Genomic DNA, 15,883 nt, shown 5'->3' on the forward strand with positions numbered 1-15,883 from the left:
TGATCATTCAGATCTTCGTAGCCACCGGCCACACCGTAGACCCGTTGCCGGACCAGGGACTTGAGCTCATGACGAATCATCCGGGGATCCCGCTGGTCGGTCAGAGTCTCGGCCAGCCGTTGGGTTAACCGGTGTTGTTTGTCGACTTCGCGCAGTAACAGCAAGCCGGCATCGGAGGTGATATGGCCTCCGGAGAAGTCGGTTTCAATCTGGCGGCGGGAAAGTGGCGAGAAGGTCAGTTTTTGAGGTACCATTTTGGATAGCGGTTGTTGGTGTTGATTGATGGTGTAAGGTCCTGAAATTTTAACACTTTCAGCCGCTTTCTTTTATCCCCTCATGAGAAATTCGGGCTAGGCAGTCCGAGACGGTCTTTACCTCCCACCCCTTCGGATTGGTAGCCGGATCACCGAACATATCCAGAAACACAGCCCGGAGGAATTCGTCGGCGAGCTGGATGGCTTGCTGGCGTTTGCGGCGGATGGCGTCGGCTTTGTCGAGGATGGTGGCGATGCGTTTTTGTTCAGCTAGCGCTGGCAGTGGGATTTCCAGCCTCGCAACATCTTTCGGGTAAAGGTGTATGCCTTTAACAAGATTTTTAATCTGAAACCTAGCTTGGGGAGAGCTCAACCAATAATTTAAGAATCGCGGGTGTAATTGCTCCTCGTCAGCACGAGCAACCAGCCACTCTCCTGTTGGCAAAGAGTCCACAACACTAGCTTCAGCACGATACTGTTTACTCCCAACATAATCGGAGTTGTGCGCGGCATTTAATACCAAGGTGTCATCAACGCTGATCTTTTTGCTTGAAAATTTCTCTGCAAATTCAGAATCAACAAACGAGCCAAAATCTCCCTTAAAGGCACCATTAACGTCGACGTCCTTTATTTTAAGGACCGGATGCCCGTTATCTCTTTGTTCGGCTTTGGCGGGCGTTTTCCCATTAAACACTGTAGCGACATTAGCCAATTCAACTCTCTGCCAACTCACAGCATCGCCTCCAGCGCATCCAGATCGGCCAGAATTTCACTCTCCAATCCTTTGAGGCGTTGCAGAATCACCTTTGGGTCTTCGTACTCTTCCTCCTCGTAAACCACTTCCTTATAACGGTTGATAGAGAGATCGAACTTGTTCCCAACAATGTCGGAAGCATCTACCACGAACGCTTTTTGGGTCTTGTCACCAAAGGCTTGCTCAATGTCTTCAGCACTGGCGTTGGCTTCCACTAGCCCACGGTATTGCTTCCACTTAGCGATGGCATCCGGAAGATCATTGGAGCCCTCGCCTGTCAGCGGAGTGCGCTTGTCATCCAGGCTGAGGCCATCCGCTTGCAGGTCATAGAACCAAACGCGGTCAGTAGAACCGCCCCTGGTAAAAATCAGGATCGCGGTGCTTACGCCCGCATAGGGTTTGAACACACCACTGGGTAGGCTGACGATGCCTTCGAGCTGGTTGTTTTCGATTAACTCCTTACGCAGCTGCTGGTGGGCTTTGGAAGAGCCAAATAAAACACCGTCGGGCACGATCACCGCCGCTCGGCCGCCAAGTTTGAGAGAACGCAGGATATGCGCCACGAAAAGCAGCTCGGTCTTCTTGGTTTTAACTACCCCCAATACGTCGGGATTGGTATTGGTTTCATCCAGGCTACCCTTGAACGGCGGATTGGCCAGGACGATATCGAAGAACTCTTCCTCCTGTTCCGGATAATGCTCTTTGATGGATTTGTTGAGGCTGTCCTGATAGAGAACGTTGGCGCCGTTCACCCCATGCAGCATCATGTTCATGCTGCTCACCCTGAGCATGGTGGTGTCGAAGTCGAAGCCCCAGAACATCTGTTTGTTGATGTGTCCCCGGTAGGGCTCAAGCAGGTCGCCGGTAAAATGGAGATTACCGTCTTCGTCGGTAAAGGTGCCTGCGTCACTGGAATACTTCTTGTTAAGGTATTCCATAGTCCGCGCCAGGAAACCTGCCGTGCCGCAAGACGGATCGCAGATAACGTCTGTGGGCTGCGGATCAATCAGCTCGATCATCGCATCGATGATATGTCGCGGCGTGCGGAACTGGCCGTTAATACCTGCGGTGGTAAGTTTACTGAGCAGGTGTTCATAGATATCGCCTTTTACGTCGCTCTGGGTGAGCGGCAGGTTGTTGACCATTTCCACGGCGGAGACAAGCACGGACTCATTCTTGATCTCCAGATCCGCATCCTGCATGTACACCCCGATATGCCCCAACGCCTGGATGGCGGTGCCTTCTGTGCCTAACCCCTCTTCTTCTGAGTGCTGACCCAAGCTGGCGAAGTACGGATAGACATTATTCTTGAGGTGCTTATGCAGCTCCTTGCCACTCATGTGGTGGAAGTTTTTCCAGCGAAGGAGCTGGCCATCTGATGTGTCCGGGAATAGGCGGTCGAAGGGTTTGCCCGTGCGGGCCGCCTTGCGTTCAGCTACCTCTTCTTGCATGTCCAGCATGCGGGCGAACATGATGTAGCTGATCTGCTCTATTACGGTCAGGGGGTTGGTGATGCCCCCGGTCCAGAACTTTTCCCAGAGCTTGTCGATGTCGTTACGAAGTTGGCCTGTAAGCATTAAATCGGTTTCTCGTTGGTGACTAGAGGTCTATTGATTGGATGCGACGTCGTCGGTCGCTTCTTCTGGGTTGTCCAGAGCTCGAGAGTCTTCCTCTTCGGGCTCTTCAATGGCTTCAACAATCATTGAGAGCCGTTCTGTCTCGAAATCCCTGTGTGCCGGCTCGATGGCAGGCATGGACTTTGTGACCTTTGCGGAAAGCTTGGTGAAACGCTCAACCTTGCCATAAAGGCCCTGCTTGCCAGCCAGGGCGGTGACGGTATCGTTGTAGTGATTGCTAACGGTGTTGAGTGTGCCGCCGAGCTTATTCAAGCGTTCGGCCACGGTACACACTTGGTTGTAGATATCGCCGGCCTTTTCACTGATTTCACGGGCTTCGGCGTTGCTACGCTCAATCATCCAGAGGTTGGACACGGTTCGCAGAATTGGAATCAGTGTGGTGTGGGACACTAGCACGATGTTCTTCTTGTAGCCGTACTCGAAGAGGTCCTTGTTGCTTTTCAGAGCTTCTATGTACGCCGGTTCAATTGGCATGAACATGAGCACGAAACTGGGGCTGCGCATACCGACAAGATTGGTGTAATCCTTACCGGCCAGATCATCAATGTGGCGACGCACCGCTTTTACGTGTTCCGCCATTGCCAGGTTGTACTCTTCTTCGGTGTCTGCAGATACCGCACGGTCGTATGCCACCAGGGAGACTTTACTGTCGATGATGATGTGCTTTTCATCCGGCAGTTTGATCAGGTAATCGGTCTGCTTCTGCTTGCCCTCATCATCCTTGAAGCTGCTCTGCACTGCGAAGTGAGCATCTTCAATCAAGCCGCTCATTTCCAGGGTTCTGCGCAACTGGGCTTCGCCCCAGGCACCGCGCTGTTGGGAATCCCCTTTCAGAGCAGAAGTCAGGCTCGTCGCTTCCTTGCTCATCTGCAGACCAATATCCAGTACTTTCCGGATTTCGGCATTCAGGTTGCTGTTACCCCGAAGAGACGCATCGTGAACTTCGTTGATGCGCTTCTGGAAGCCTTCAATTTGCTCACGAAAGGGCTTGAGCATGCTGTCGATGCTGCTCTGGCTGGTTTGAGTGAAGGTCTTGCCTTTCTCCTCAAAGATTTTGTTCGCTATGTTCTCGAACTCTTTGGTAAGCGCCTGCTTGGTTTCGCCTAGCTGCTGCATCTGCTCCTGGAAGTGCTCTTCCTTGCGTTCCAGCGTGGTTTTTAGCTCCGTGTGTTCGCTGCTGAGGCTTTGGTAGCGTTCCTGAAGCTCCGAATACCTTTCCTGCTGAGCCGACAGGTTTACCTTGGTTTCTTTCAGCTGTTCTCTCGCGTCTGTGTCTGACGATTCCAGGGCCTTCGCTTTCTTTCCTTCTTCTGCCAGCCTGTCCTTGAGCTGGCTCATCTGCTCTCGCTCCTCTTGGAGGTCCAGCTCTGCACGCCCCAGCCGTTCACGCAGGTCATCTACACGCTCCTGGAGGGCGCGATTGTCTGCCTGGAATGTTTCCAGCTGCCTCTCGGTCGCATGATGGCGTTGGCGAGACTCCTCCAGTTTAGCGTTCACAGAGGTAAACTCTTCTTTCTGGCTTCGCAGCTCGTCAGTTAGACGTTGCTCGTTAGATTGGGCACCGGTCAGCTGCGCTTGCAGTCGGCTTTCTGCCAGATCCTTCTCATGCAGTGATGATTCCAGATCTTTTATCGAATCCTGCAAGCTTTGATTCAAGCCGTCTGCTTGCTCCAGATTTCCTTGCAGCTGTTCCAGCTGGGCAGTGAGCCTGGCAACCTTTCGACTTAGCACCACGGTGGCCATTAAAAAGCCCAGCCCAGCGAGCGCGATGCCTATCAGGCTGGCAATTACGATCAGTTCGTTCGTCCATTGAATAGTCTGCATAGTTATCCCTGTAGTTCCGCGGGCTGAGAATCTGGTTTTAGAAACGGCCTCAGCACATCAATCAGCTCACCCACATCGTCCGGTTTGAAAACGCCGTCGATTCCCTCATGGGATACCGAGGTAAATGGCGCATCGTAGAGAGTTTCGACCACGATGGAGCCGTGCTGTGCAATGTAGTTCTTCAGCAGGTTCATGAATCGTACTTGCTGGGCTGTCAGCGTCGGATGGGCGTGAAGGAACTGTTTGAAATGCTCTTCTACCGCCTGAGGGTCAAGGCCAATGATCTCTCGCACCGTGAGATCTAACTGGTCTGCTGTCCGACCATAGAACTCGTTCAATACATCCAGGCTGACCCCCGGATGCGTCGTAAGAATCGTTGATGTCAGAGTTTGGAGATCCGACTTACCGATTGCCTCGCCGTTGTGGATTTTCTGGAGGATCGGGTTTTCCGAAAGCATCTTGTCCAGAATGCCCTTGAGACGGCGGCGATAGATCATGGCTTCGTTTGCACCGGCTATGTAAACCTCGCGCTCTTGGATCCAAACCTCGCCATCTTTCGTTCTGGTTGTTTGCGTTCCAGCACCCGGATAAACCTTAGGCTTTCGGTACTTCATAATGCCGCGCAGCTCCAGCCGGGCATGCTCCAACTTTTCAATGCTTGGATCTGCCCAGAACGAAGCACTCTTGACGTCTTCGATCACTTTGTCTTTCTGGCGAACGGCCTGGATGTTTACCGCCAGCCTTTCGACTTCCGCAATGAGTGCCGTCTTGCCATCTTCAAAGCAGCTCGCCTTTTCTACCAGACAACGCTCGATGCTTGCCATGAGTTTGTCCAGCGCCGTTGCATGCTTGTCCCGAAGTACGCGACTGGACATAAGAGGCGCGATGGTTTCTGCCAGCAGGTGCTGTGTTCGCGCATCCAGTTTATCCAACAGATCCGTTTGCTGAAGCTGGTGAACCACCCGCAGGTTGCGCCGGACAGCAATGCTCTCATCAGGCAGGTCATTGATGTCTTCCTTGAGAAGGCGCACACCCACGTCGTAACCTGCCGCATGGTTCTGCTTCAGGGCCGCCTGTGCCAGAGTCAGCCGCTCCTCAAAAGTGGTTTGAAGAAGTGACTTGCTGCCGGTGTCTTCGGGCTCTTTGTACTCTTCTTCAAAGAAATCAAAGTTGCCGTAGTGGTCAAAAATTAGAAACTCAGTTTTGTCCTGCCCTGGGCCGAACAGATTCGGCCGAAGGCGGGTACCCCGGCCGATCATCTGCCAGAACTTCACCCAGGATTTAACGCGCTTGGCAAAGACGAGGTTGACGATTTCCGGCACGTCGATACCGGTATCCAGCATGTCTACTGAGATGGTGATACGGAAATCATTATCCGGTTTTTTGAATTCCTTGATCAGGCTATCCACGTGAGGAATGGCGTTGTGGATGACTTTGCACACTTTGGTCCCGTACTGCGGATACATCTTGCAGAACAGCTTCTCGAGGTGTTCTGCATGGTCCTGGCGCTGGGCAAAAATGATCGTTTTTCCAACCAGTGAGCCGGTTTCATCCTTGATGCCATTATCAACCAGGTTTTCCAGGATGACGCGATCAGTCGCCTCACTGAAAATCTTCCGGCCTATGTCTGAGCCAGCGATGGTGGTAGTCCGGGCTTCTTCTTCACCTAGATCTTCTTCGAGCTGCTGTTGTTGGTCCGGATTCAGATCGCCGTAGTGAATGCCCTCACGAAGAAATTCGGTCGTCAGGTCTTTTACCCTGAACGGCACCAGGTAAGGCGGCTCATTGTTGATCGCTGCATCCAGACCGAATTCGAACGTCGGGTCGGTCGTCTCACAATCGAAGATATCAAAGGTGTTACGGCTGATGAACTTGACCGGTGTTGCGGTTAGGCCAACCTGCAGCGCATCGTAGTAATCGAACAAATCCCGATATTTGTTATAGATACTACGGTGGCTCTCGTCGGCAATGATCAGGTCGAAGAACCCCACATCCAGCTGGGCAAACCGATTCATCATGCCGGGATAGGTGGCGATGTATATGCGCGCGGAGTCATCAATCTTGCTAGTCTCACCGATAACACAGCGGGGCTCACTGGGAAGGTTCTGCTTGAACGCATCATCCGCCTGAATTCGAAGCTCTTTTCGGTCACACAGGAACAGCACCCGCTTGGCCCACCCGGTCCGTGTAAGCAGCTCTGCCAGAGCGATCGCAACTCGGGTTTTACCTGTGCCCGTTGCCTGAATGATCAGCGCCTTGCGCCTTTGATTCTGGAAATGGGCGGCAACGGTTTTGATGGCCTCAATCTGATAAGGGCGGTCAGCGATCTTAAGCTCAGGGTTGAAACGCTCAAGTTCTGCGGCGCGGTAGTGGCGCTGGTAAATCAGATATTCCAGACTTTCCTGGCTATAGAATCCATAGACCGGACGGTAGGTATTGTACTGGTGGTCATCCCAGATGAAGGTTTCATAGCCATTGCTGTAGAAGATGACAGGCCGCTGGAACCCCATGTACTCAAAAGAGTTGGCGTATAAACGGGCTTGCTCCCGCCCAGCCTGGAGGTTCACCGTGCCGGATTTCTTCGCCTCGATCAGCGCAAGCGGCTGGCCATTCTCACCCCAAAGTACATAGTCGACATAGCCCTTGCCCGAGGGATTGTCGGGGAATTTCACCTCAACTTCCTGGCCAACCTGGGCCGGATTGCCAATATCCCAGCCTGCTTTAACCAACATCGCGTCGATCAGCTGGGAGCGGGTTTTGGCTTCGTTCCATTGAAGAGAGTCAGCCGCCTGCTGGCTTCGTTGTTTACGCGCTTGCTGCTCAGACTCGGCCGGCTGCTTGAACGACTCGGCTTGCTTGGCGCGCTCGCGGTCCAGCTCGACCATCACCCGCTCGAGCTCTTCCTGCTGCCTCTCCATATCTTTCTTATAACTAGAGACGGACTTTTTCAATTGAGCGATGGCGTTGGCTGGATCCGGAATCTCCTTGAGAGGTGGCAGGTTTTCCTTTGGCTCCCCGCCATAGGTAAGCGCCATGTAACCTGCCAGCTGGTGAGCCGTTGAAAGCGACATCTTTGCACTCTGCAAGTCGCCTTCCGCACCGTGGGCTGGATCATTGCCTTGAATCCGCAGAAAATTGAGCTGGTGGATAAGCGATTTATCGACACAGTCGGCGAAGACCGGGTTTTTGGTCAGTTCATAGAACGTGGCCTGCGGAATTCTGGGCAGAGACTCTTCTTTGTAGATTGTCTTGATCATCTCCTCGCCGAAGCTTCGCAGACGCGTCAAGGCGCTTCCGGGGTCGACATGAAGAACGGCCTCAGCCAAACCGCCGAGGTTTGCCAGGACATCGTACTTGGGCCGAAGAAACTCGAAATTGACCGATTTCATAAAGGATACTCTGCTCATGTCAGTCCTTTTGCGAGGACCATGCCATTTTTATTCGATGTCGTATTTTTCGATCCAATTGCTCAACGTCTGCTGGCTTTTCAAGCCGAGAAGTTTTGCAGCCTTCGTTTTATTCTGTGCCGTGTGAGCCATGGCATTCTGAATATAATGCGCAGCCAATTCGCCCATTATTCGATTCAGATCAACGCCTTGACTAACATCCTGATTCAGAAGATCCGGCTCACGCTCTGGCATAGTGAATAGTGCCTGGTGTAATTCCGCACCTGTTATGTTTTCGCCTGAACTCCAGAGCGTTGCCCTTACGAGAGTGGAGCGAAGCTCCCGAACATTGCCTCGCCAGGGGTGTTGAAGAATAACTTTTTTTGCGTCAGCGGAAAGTTTCTTACCGGAGAACGCCGGATCCTGGTCACCCTGAGCTTTGAGCATCATATCTGCAAGTAACGAAAGGTCACCTTCTCGGGCACGAAGAGGCGGCAGGTGCAGAACTCCCACGGCCACACGGTAGAAAAGATCCTCCCGGAAATGACCATCTGCAACCGCTTCCATGAGATTGCGATGTGTGGCAGTGATGATGCGCACATCTACAGGCAGCTCTTTGTCACTACCTACCGAGACTAATCGGCCTTCCTGCAACACACGAAGCAGCCGAACCTGCGATTGTGGCGACAGCTCACCAAACTCATCGAGGAATAAAGTGCCGCCATCAGCCTGTTGGAATACTCCAGAACGATCTGCGACCGCCCCTGTAAAGGCTCCCTTCTTGTGGCCAAAGAGAGTCGAATCAATCAGCTCTTCAGGAATGGCCCCGCAATTCAATGCAATGAACGGTTTCTCGCGACGCGGGCTGGCATTGTGGATGGCACGGGCGAACAATTCCTTCCCCGTGCCTGTCTCGCCATAAATCAGGACTGGCACGTTCCGCTCAGCAAGGATCTGCGCCTGCTGCTTGAGCAGAATCATGCTCGGGTTTTGAGTAACGATGTTGTCGAATGCCGCATTGATCGGGACTCGAGCATCTGTGAGGGCATTCAGCTTGACATCTGAAATTTCGGAAACAGAAGGGACAAATTCAGCGGCAAGCTCGAAGGGTATCTCTACCCTCTCTACTCCACTCTCTCGTGAGGACTGATAGAAAACAGCTGGATATCTGGTTTTGCCAAGCAGTATCCAGACCGCTTGCATAGCAGGTGTGCCAGGGCTCAACAGAATCGATAGCTCGGTTTCAGTGGTCGACAGTTCTTTCAGGAGGGGCTCTACACACAGATATATTTCACCGAAACTGACCGGTGAGCTGAGCTTGGCTTCAGTGGCTTTGATAGGTATGTCGACTTGTTGCTGCAACCATGAGAGGTATGGCTCGACCTCAGTTTGAGGATAGGAATACAACAGATGAGCCGAATCAAATTCAGCGGTTTTTAGCGTCGACAAGATCGGACCCGATGACTCGCCGGCTATCGCTTTTAGGTCGTTGCCTCCGATCCAACTTACCAGTTTTTTTTGCACTCGACGCCCCGTCCATGGTTACAACAATTACTCTTCAACAGCCTGAGAGTCTAGCTTTCAGTGGGCAGTCTGTCTGTTGCAACTCCTAACTAACCCACCAATTTCTCAGTATTTTATATCTGCCTTTTCGAGCCATTAAAATACATCCAAAGCAAGTTACTGCTCACAGCTATTCCAAATCCATCAACGCTTTGGTCAGATACGTCTGAAGAGCGTTGGACAAGGTGCTAATATCAACATCTTCACGGTTCCTCTGCCGCTTCCATACCTCATTCCGAAGCCATAGTGCGACGGCATCGAAGTTGTCTCGCGCCCTTTGCTGTTTTAGCAGCCAGACCAGGTCTCGCCCTTGCGAAATATTGTTCAAACGAATTAAAACTTCCGCCACTTCGGCGATATCTCTCTGAGTCTCGAAGCTAAGAGATGATTTAGGCATTTTCAGATTCCTCCAAGTCTTCTGAACGCGAGCCAATCAGGCGCTCGAAGGCGCTGCCGTCCATACGGGTCACATTCGGAATAAAACGCGAGTAAACCTTGAACAACATTTCAGTAGAGGAATGGCCCAACACTCGAGCCACCCATTCAGGATTCTCTCCGGATGCCAACAACAACGTGGCTGCGGTATGCCGTGTCTGATAAGGCCGACGCTTTTTCAAGTTCAGAGCGTGAAGTAAGGGGTACCATACGCGCTTGGTGACATTATTGTGATCAAGTGGCTCACCAAGGCGATTACAGAATACGAACTTGCTCAGCTTGCCAGTTGCCGCATGCTGAGCCTTGAGTGCCTCGTAAACCGGACCAAACATCGGGATTTCCCGCTGGGAGCCATCGGTTTTGGTGTACTCGGTCTTACCATTGATCAGCGTCTCGCGAACCAGAATCTCGCGCTTCTCAAAGTCCACGTGCTCCCACTTCAAGCCATCGATCTCGCCAGTGCGCATGCCGGTGTAGAAGCGAACCAGGTAGTAATTCTGATAGTCCTTCCGCACATATTTGGTAATCCGCTCTACCTCATGCAGAGAAAAAGGTTCGATGTTTACCTTCTTCAGCTTCAGCGGTTTGATGTTGCGATACGGGTTCGCAAAGTCGAAGCGCTCGGCGCCTTCGGTCAGAATCATCCGCAGAATCGCCATGTGGCTATTGATGGTCTTGGGAGCCATCTGGATATTGCCCGCCCTACCCTTGCGGCTCGCCAGCTTGTTGCGGGCTGCCAGGATGTTCGCTTTGGTGATTTCTGTCAGACGTTTGTTATTAAATGCCGGCTTGAGAGAGCTCTCAAGAATAGACTCAACATTGCGTAGATGAGAGGCGCGCCATTGAATCTTGTTCTCCTCAAGCCACAGGTCGGCGAAATCCGGGAACAGCGGCGACTGATCGGTTTCCTGCTCCGGATCAGCCATTGCATTGGAAGCCCGACCCGTGCCGGATAGCGCGCCTGCCTTGGCCAGCTTTTTCAAGTTCCTGCTGCCCGGAAAGAATTCAGCGTAATCGAATTCACCTAAAAGGATTTTGGCCTCAACCTTCTGAAGAAGAGCTTCGCATTTTTTACGATTGGCCGGCGTATCTGGCAGCGCGGTCTGTTCCCTGCACCGTAGCCCCTCAAACATAAAATCTAGATAAAGCTTGCCGGTCTCCTTTCGCTCTCTCACCTTACCCATGACATACCGCTCCGCTTGCCATAGGAATTGACAGGTGTTCGTGCTCACGAGCACCGACCAGCATCTCTTTTTCGACTTCTTCCCAGAGGAAAAGAATTTTCCGCCGGCCGAAAGGCTTAATGTAATGCTTGCCCTCCAACAGCACAGTGTCTTTAAGACATTGACGAATTGTCCGGCAGTCGTATTTGATGCGGCCAGCAAGCTCTTCAGTGGTCAGGTAGGTGTAGGAATTTTCCATCGAAATCTTCCTTCTGTTGCGCTACGCTAAATCAACAAAAGACATTCTCCATATCAGAATGCCATCCTAAATGACATTTTAAGCAACAAAAGTACATTTGCAAGCATTTTTTGCCATTCTGGATGACATTTTTTAATTAAGGATGGTCAGAAATGGTTCGATGCCATCTCGCTCGGCTGATGGGCGAGCGAAAAATGAAGATCGTGGACGTAGCCAGAGAGACGGGGCTTAACAGGAATACTGTAACCCTGCTCTACAAAGAAACAGCGCAAAGGATAGACCTGGAAGCTATTGAGAAACTCTGCCGATTATTTGAATGTGAGGTGGGAGACCTGCTCGAGTTGCAAGAAGATCATTGAGCAAATGAGATGGTTAAAGGGCCACTCTCATCGATTCAATGATGTGTTGCCGCAGCTGCTCTCCATCGCTTGACCCGTCGCGGACCAACTACTTCGTTTGCTGTGACCACAAAGCAGACCCTGTCAGATAGGGGCCTGCCCAATCCGCTATTCGAGAACAAAGGCACGCTGAGGTCGCAAAGCGAACGTTCAGATTTCGGAATAACGCCTGGGCTAAGCCGCCGGTACGGAGCGCAGCGTAGTACCGGTCGGCTTGAGCCCCTGGTTAACTGTTGATTCGTTGAAGTTCATAGGTATCGGCCTTGCACTCAAATGTGCAATCGCGAAGATAGAAAAGGTAATGATTGCCCCCAGTTCCCTTTTCGATAGGCACCCAATCGGTTGCCTCCAAAACTTCGTCTGCTTCTCCCCGGAGTGAGTAGAACTCTCCCCAATCAGGCGCGAGCTGACCAAACCTACATTGCCCCGCGTACCAGCCTTCGTCGTTTGTTGGACCCAATCGATATTGCGAACATGACCGAAAGACAAGCCGTACACGCTCATTTTCCTCAAAGCCATCATGTGCCCATGGATTTACGGTGAACTCCAACGTCAAATCAGCATCTTCGATACTGATTTTCTCATCCGGAGAATTTGGCTCCGCATTCCATCCTTTATTCAGCTTGACGAATTCAATGGCCATATACAGTTAACGAATGATATGGACTCCCCCTGCTCCCACGGCATCTATGTGCCACATTGAAGGTGTAGTTGCATATTCCGGCCCATCGTGACCGCCCATTCCGTTTGAACGTGACCGCCCGTTCCGGGTGATCGTGACCGCTCATTCCGTTTGAACGTGACCGATTTTGGACGTTTTTCCGGAATCGCTGGTCACGATGCCGGAATCCCCGGTCACGTTCCTCCGGAATCATTGCCAACACGCTGGAATTCTTCAACTTTATCCGGCATACCCCTTCCTTTTTCATCACGAGGAAGGGCGGATGCCGGCAGCGAGGATTTCCATGCGACAGATCATCGAGGTCTTGCGCCTCAAGTACGAAGCGGGCCTGAGCCATGAGCGCATTGCCCGTGCCTGCGGACTCTCCAAGGGCGTGGTCGGCAAGTATGTCAGCCTGGCCACCGCGCAGGGCATCACCTGGCCGTTGCCGGAAGGCACGGACGAGGCACGACTGGAAGCCCAGCTCTTCCCGGCCAAGACACCCCCATCTCGATTTGCTGAGCCCGACTACTTCCAGGTCCACCAGGAACTCAAGACCAAGGGCGTCACCCTGCAATTGCTCTGGGCTGAGTACGTCGAACGCCACGGCGACAAGGCCCGCCGGTACAGTCAGTTCTGCCATCACTACCGGCTCTGGCGCGGCCGGCAGCGGCGCAGCATGCGCCAGGTCCACCGGGCCGGCGAGAAGATCTTTATCGACTACTGCGGTCCCACCGTGCCGGTGGTGGACCGCAGCACCGGCGAGATGCGTAAGGCCCAGGTCTTTGTGGCTGTGCTGGGCGCGTCCAGTTATACCTTCGCCGAGGCCACCTGGAGCCAGAGCCTGCCGGACTGGATCGCCTCCCACCAGCGGATGCTGGCGTTCTACGGTGGTGTGCCGGAACTGCTGGTTCCGGACAATCTCAAGGCAGCGGTCACCAAGGCAGACCGATACACGCCCCAGCTCAACGAGACCTACGCGGAACTGGCAACCCATTACCAGACGGCGGTCTTACCGGCCCGCCCCTACAAGCCCAAGGATAAGGCGAAGGCCGAAGCCGCTGTGCTGCTGGTTGAACGCTGGATCCTGGCCCGGTTGCGTCACCGAACGTTCTTCTCACTGGCCGAACTGAACTCGGCGATTGCAGACCTGCTACCGGCACTGAACCAGCGCCCGTTCCAGGGGCGCTCCGAGAGCCGCCAGAGCCTGTTCGAAGCGCTGGACCGACCTGCACTCAGGCCACTGCCGGCAACGTCCTACGTCTACGCCGAGTGGCGCAAGGCACGACCGGGCATCGACTACCACATCGAGATCGACAAACGCCTGTACAGCGTGCCTCACGCCCTGGTGGGTGTGAAGCTGGATGTTCGGGTTACCGATACGTCCGTTGAGGTCATGCACAAAGGACAACGGGTAGCCCTGCATCCTCGCCACGGCAAGAGCCGCTTCGTGACCCTGACCGAGCACATGCCCAAGTCCCATCAGGCCCATCAGAACTGGTCACCGGGACGGTTCCTGAACTGGGCCAGTGACATCGGTCCCGCCACGCTCGACGTGGTACAGCGACAGCTTAAGGATCGCCCTCATCCGGAGCATGGCTACCGATCATGCCTGGGGCTGTTGAACCTGAGTCGACGTTACAGCCGTGACCGGTTGGAGCAGGCCTGTAGTCGAGCACTAGCTATCAACTCGGCCAGCTACCAGAGCATCAGCTCGATCCTGAAACAGGGGCTGGATCAGCTCCCGTTGCCCCTGGCCGAGGAGGAGTCGGAACTGACAGAGCTGCCAGCACACACCAACGTTCGCGGCCCCCGCTACTACCACTGATCCCGGAGAAACTGATGTTGACTCAAAACACCCTCGACACCCTGCGCCAACTCAAACTGACCGGCATGTGCGATGCCCTGGAACAGCAGCGGGCACAGCCCGACACCCACGACCTGGCGTTCGAGGAACGCCTGGCCTTACTGATCGACCGGGAGGTGCTGCACCGGGAAAACCGCCGCCTGGAACGGCTGCTGAAGGCGGCCCGGTTGCGGGTCTCGGCCTGCGTGGAAGACATCGATTACCGCCACCCGAGAGGGCTGGAGCGCTCCCGTATGGCGGGGCTGGCCAGCTGTGACTGGATCCGCCAGTCCCTGAACCTGTGCATCACCGGGCCTACCGGTTGCGGCAAGACCTGGCTGGCGTGCGCCCTGGGCAACCAGGCCTGCCGGCAGGGGCTCTCAGTCCGTTACTTGCGGGTACCGCGCCTGTTCGAACAGCTGCGCATCGCCCACGGCGATGGCAGTTACGCCCGCCTGATGAACCAACTGTTGAAAACCGACCTGCTGATCCTGGATGACTGGGGGATGCAGAAGGTCACCGTGCAACAACGACAGGATCTGATGGAAGTGATTGAGGATCGGCACGGAAGAGGCTCAACCCTGATCGCTAGTCAGTTACCAACCGAACACTGGCACGACTACATCGGCTCCGCCACACTCGCAGACGCCATTCTGGACCGGCTTCTGCACGGCGCTCACCGACTCAATCTAAAAGGAGAATCACTAAGAAAAGCCAAGGCACAAAACACGGAATCGGTTGACCCATCGTGACCGCTCAGAGTACAAAACTGACTCCAGCGTGATGGCCGTGTGCAAACCGGTCACGATCCCCGGAATGACCGGTCACGTTCGCCGGAATACGCAGTAGTCAGACTTCAATCAGAAGAGGGGGAGTCCTCATGAATGTTACAACTATTGGCATCGATTTGGCGAAAACTGTGTTCAGTATTCATGGCACCAATCAATACGGCAAGGTCGTGGTCCGCAAACGACTTAATCGTCCTAAACTGCTGGCGTTTTTTGCTCAACTATCGCCGTGTCTGATCGGTATGGAAGCCTGCTCGGGTGCCCACTACTGGGCTCGTGAGTTAACCAGGTTTGGCCACGATGCCCGGATCATCGCACCCCGGTTCGTAGCGCCCTACCGCAAGAGCAGCAAGAACGACGACAACGATGCCGAAGCCATTTGCGAAGCTGTCGGTCGGCCCAACATGCGATTCGTACCGACCAAAACTGTCGATCAGCAAGCGGTGCTTTGCCTGCACCGTATTCGTCGAGGATTGACCAAAGAGCGTACCGCTCAGATCAATCAGATTCGCGGGCTGTTGGCCGAGTTTGGACTGACCGTTCCTCAAGGTCGTTATCAGGCTCGCCATAGAATTCCGGACATCCTGGAAGATGCCGAAAACGGTTTGCCCATGCTGGCCCGTCGTTTACTTAATAACATCAATCAGCGCATCCTCCAGCTCGATGAAGAAATCCTGGCCTATGACCGGGAGATCGAAGCAATGGCACGGCGTGACGAGCGGGCCAAACGGTTAATGGCCATTCCGGGTATTGGGCCACAAACGGCGACGGCTATACTGGCCAGCGCCCCCGATCCCAGGCAGTTCAAAAGTGGAAGGCACTTTGCCGCCTGGCTGGGTCTGGTACCCCGGCAATATTCAACCGGTGGTAAGCCCCGATTGGGCAGAATTACCAAGCGCTGTCAACAACAGTGAG

General features: G+C 53.7%; 13 protein-coding genes and 1 pseudogene. 4 read left to right on the forward strand and 10 right to left on the reverse strand.

Annotation, left to right across the window (positions count from 1 at the left end; translation table 11 throughout):
* The 9 genes from BM035_RS20355 to BM035_RS20395 form a co-directional block, all read right to left on the reverse strand.
* The coding region (locus BM035_RS20355; RefSeq protein ID WP_175497406.1) for a transposase at positions 1-254 on the reverse strand (254 nt) is incomplete at its 3' end.
* A 58-nt stretch (positions 255-312) separates the two neighbouring features.
* Complete coding sequence (locus tag BM035_RS22720) at positions 313-987, reverse strand: restriction endonuclease subunit S (RefSeq protein ID WP_175497442.1); 675 nt, start codon at positions 985-987, stop codon at positions 313-315.
* Positions 984-2,585, reverse strand: a complete 1,602-nt coding sequence (locus BM035_RS20365; RefSeq protein WP_092034136.1) for a type I restriction-modification system subunit M — start codon at positions 2,583-2,585, stop codon at positions 984-986. The genes BM035_RS22720 and BM035_RS20365 overlap by 4 nt, the downstream gene beginning before the upstream one ends.
* Positions 2,586-2,615: 30 nt before the next feature.
* Positions 2,616-4,469, reverse strand: coding sequence for a DNA recombination protein RmuC (rmuC, locus tag BM035_RS20370; protein WP_092034138.1), 1,854 nt, complete (start codon positions 4,467-4,469; stop codon positions 2,616-2,618).
* A gap of 2 nt (positions 4,470-4,471) precedes the next feature.
* Positions 4,472-7,876, reverse strand: a complete 3,405-nt coding sequence (locus tag BM035_RS20375; protein ID WP_254775547.1) for a DEAD/DEAH box helicase family protein — start codon at positions 7,874-7,876, stop codon at positions 4,472-4,474.
* A gap of 30 nt (positions 7,877-7,906) precedes the next feature.
* The gene (locus BM035_RS20380; protein ID WP_217646367.1) at positions 7,907-9,379 is read right to left on the reverse strand and encodes a sigma-54 interaction domain-containing protein; all 1,473 of its coding nucleotides are present in this window, start codon (positions 9,377-9,379) and stop codon (positions 7,907-7,909) included.
* A 169-nt stretch (positions 9,380-9,548) separates the two neighbouring features.
* Positions 9,549-9,815 carry a hypothetical protein gene (locus BM035_RS20385; RefSeq protein WP_092034143.1) on the reverse strand — a complete coding sequence of 89 codons (267 nt, stop codon included), beginning with the start codon at positions 9,813-9,815 and terminating at the stop codon, positions 9,549-9,551.
* Complete coding sequence (locus tag BM035_RS20390; RefSeq protein WP_092034146.1) at positions 9,808-11,037, reverse strand: site-specific integrase; 1,230 nt, start codon at positions 11,035-11,037, stop codon at positions 9,808-9,810. Before BM035_RS20390 ends, BM035_RS20385 begins: the two co-directional genes overlap by 8 nt.
* Positions 11,030-11,275, reverse strand: a complete 246-nt coding sequence (locus BM035_RS20395; protein WP_062785067.1) for a hypothetical protein — start codon at positions 11,273-11,275, stop codon at positions 11,030-11,032. Before BM035_RS20395 ends, BM035_RS20390 begins: the two co-directional genes overlap by 8 nt.
* A 152-nt stretch (positions 11,276-11,427) precedes the next feature.
* Between BM035_RS20395 and BM035_RS20400 the strand changes: the two genes are divergently transcribed.
* The gene (locus BM035_RS20400; RefSeq protein WP_008937849.1) at positions 11,428-11,634 is read left to right on the forward strand and encodes a helix-turn-helix domain-containing protein; all 207 of its coding nucleotides are present in this window, start codon (positions 11,428-11,430) and stop codon (positions 11,632-11,634) included.
* Between the two features lie 265 nt (positions 11,635-11,899).
* Here the strand turns inward: BM035_RS20400 and BM035_RS20405 are convergent, their stop codons facing one another.
* Complete coding sequence (locus BM035_RS20405) at positions 11,900-12,316, reverse strand: hypothetical protein (RefSeq protein WP_092034148.1); 417 nt, start codon at positions 12,314-12,316, stop codon at positions 11,900-11,902.
* Positions 12,317-12,617: 301 nt separating this feature from the next.
* On the opposite strand from BM035_RS20405, the gene istA reads away from it, so the two are divergent.
* From istA to BM035_RS20420, 3 genes and pseudogenes are all read left to right on the forward strand, one after another.
* On the forward strand, positions 12,618-14,162 hold the full coding sequence (istA, locus tag BM035_RS20410) for an IS21 family transposase (RefSeq protein ID WP_169054557.1): 1,545 nt from the start codon (positions 12,618-12,620) through the stop codon (positions 14,160-14,162).
* A 14-nt stretch (positions 14,163-14,176) separates the two neighbouring features.
* Positions 14,177-14,932, forward strand: a complete 756-nt coding sequence (istB, locus tag BM035_RS20415) for an IS21-like element helper ATPase IstB (RefSeq protein WP_092034151.1) — start codon at positions 14,177-14,179, stop codon at positions 14,930-14,932.
* Positions 14,933-15,060: 128 nt separating this feature from the next.
* Positions 15,061-15,867 (forward strand): annotated as a pseudogene (locus BM035_RS20420) (IS110 family transposase); the annotation flags it as partial.
* Positions 15,868-15,883: the final 16 nt, after the last annotated feature.

It is taken from the genome of Marinobacter sp. DSM 26671 (assembly GCF_900112835.1).
Taxonomy (GTDB): Bacteria; Pseudomonadota; Gammaproteobacteria; order Pseudomonadales; family Oleiphilaceae; genus Marinobacter; species Marinobacter flavimaris.

Bases quoted from the DNA above. Each gene is read 5' to 3' on its own strand.
- BM035_RS20385 (WP_092034143.1), bottom strand. From the start codon at position 9,815: ATGCCTAAATCATCTCTTAGCTTCGAGACTCAGAGAGATATCGCCGAA.
- BM035_RS20400 (WP_008937849.1), top strand. From the start codon at position 11,428: ATGGTTCGATGCCATCTCGCTCGGCTGATGGGCGAGCGAAAAATGAAG.
- BM035_RS20375 (WP_254775547.1), bottom strand. From the start codon at position 7,876: ATGAGCAGAGTATCCTTTATGAAATCGGTCAATTTCGAGTTTCTTCGG.
- rmuC (WP_092034138.1), bottom strand. From the start codon at position 4,469: ATGCAGACTATTCAATGGACGAACGAACTGATCGTAATTGCCAGCCTG.
- istB (WP_092034151.1), top strand. From the start codon at position 14,177: ATGTTGACTCAAAACACCCTCGACACCCTGCGCCAACTCAAACTGACC.
- BM035_RS20390 (WP_092034146.1), bottom strand. From the start codon at position 11,037: ATGGGTAAGGTGAGAGAGCGAAAGGAGACCGGCAAGCTTTATCTAGAT.
- BM035_RS20365 (WP_092034136.1), bottom strand. From the start codon at position 2,585: ATGCTTACAGGCCAACTTCGTAACGACATCGACAAGCTCTGGGAAAAG.
- BM035_RS20395 (WP_062785067.1), bottom strand. From the start codon at position 11,275: ATGGAAAATTCCTACACCTACCTGACCACTGAAGAGCTTGCTGGCCGC.
- istA (WP_169054557.1), top strand. From the start codon at position 12,618: ATGCCGGCAGCGAGGATTTCCATGCGACAGATCATCGAGGTCTTGCGC.
- BM035_RS20405 (WP_092034148.1), bottom strand. From the start codon at position 12,316: ATGGCCATTGAATTCGTCAAGCTGAATAAAGGATGGAATGCGGAGCCA.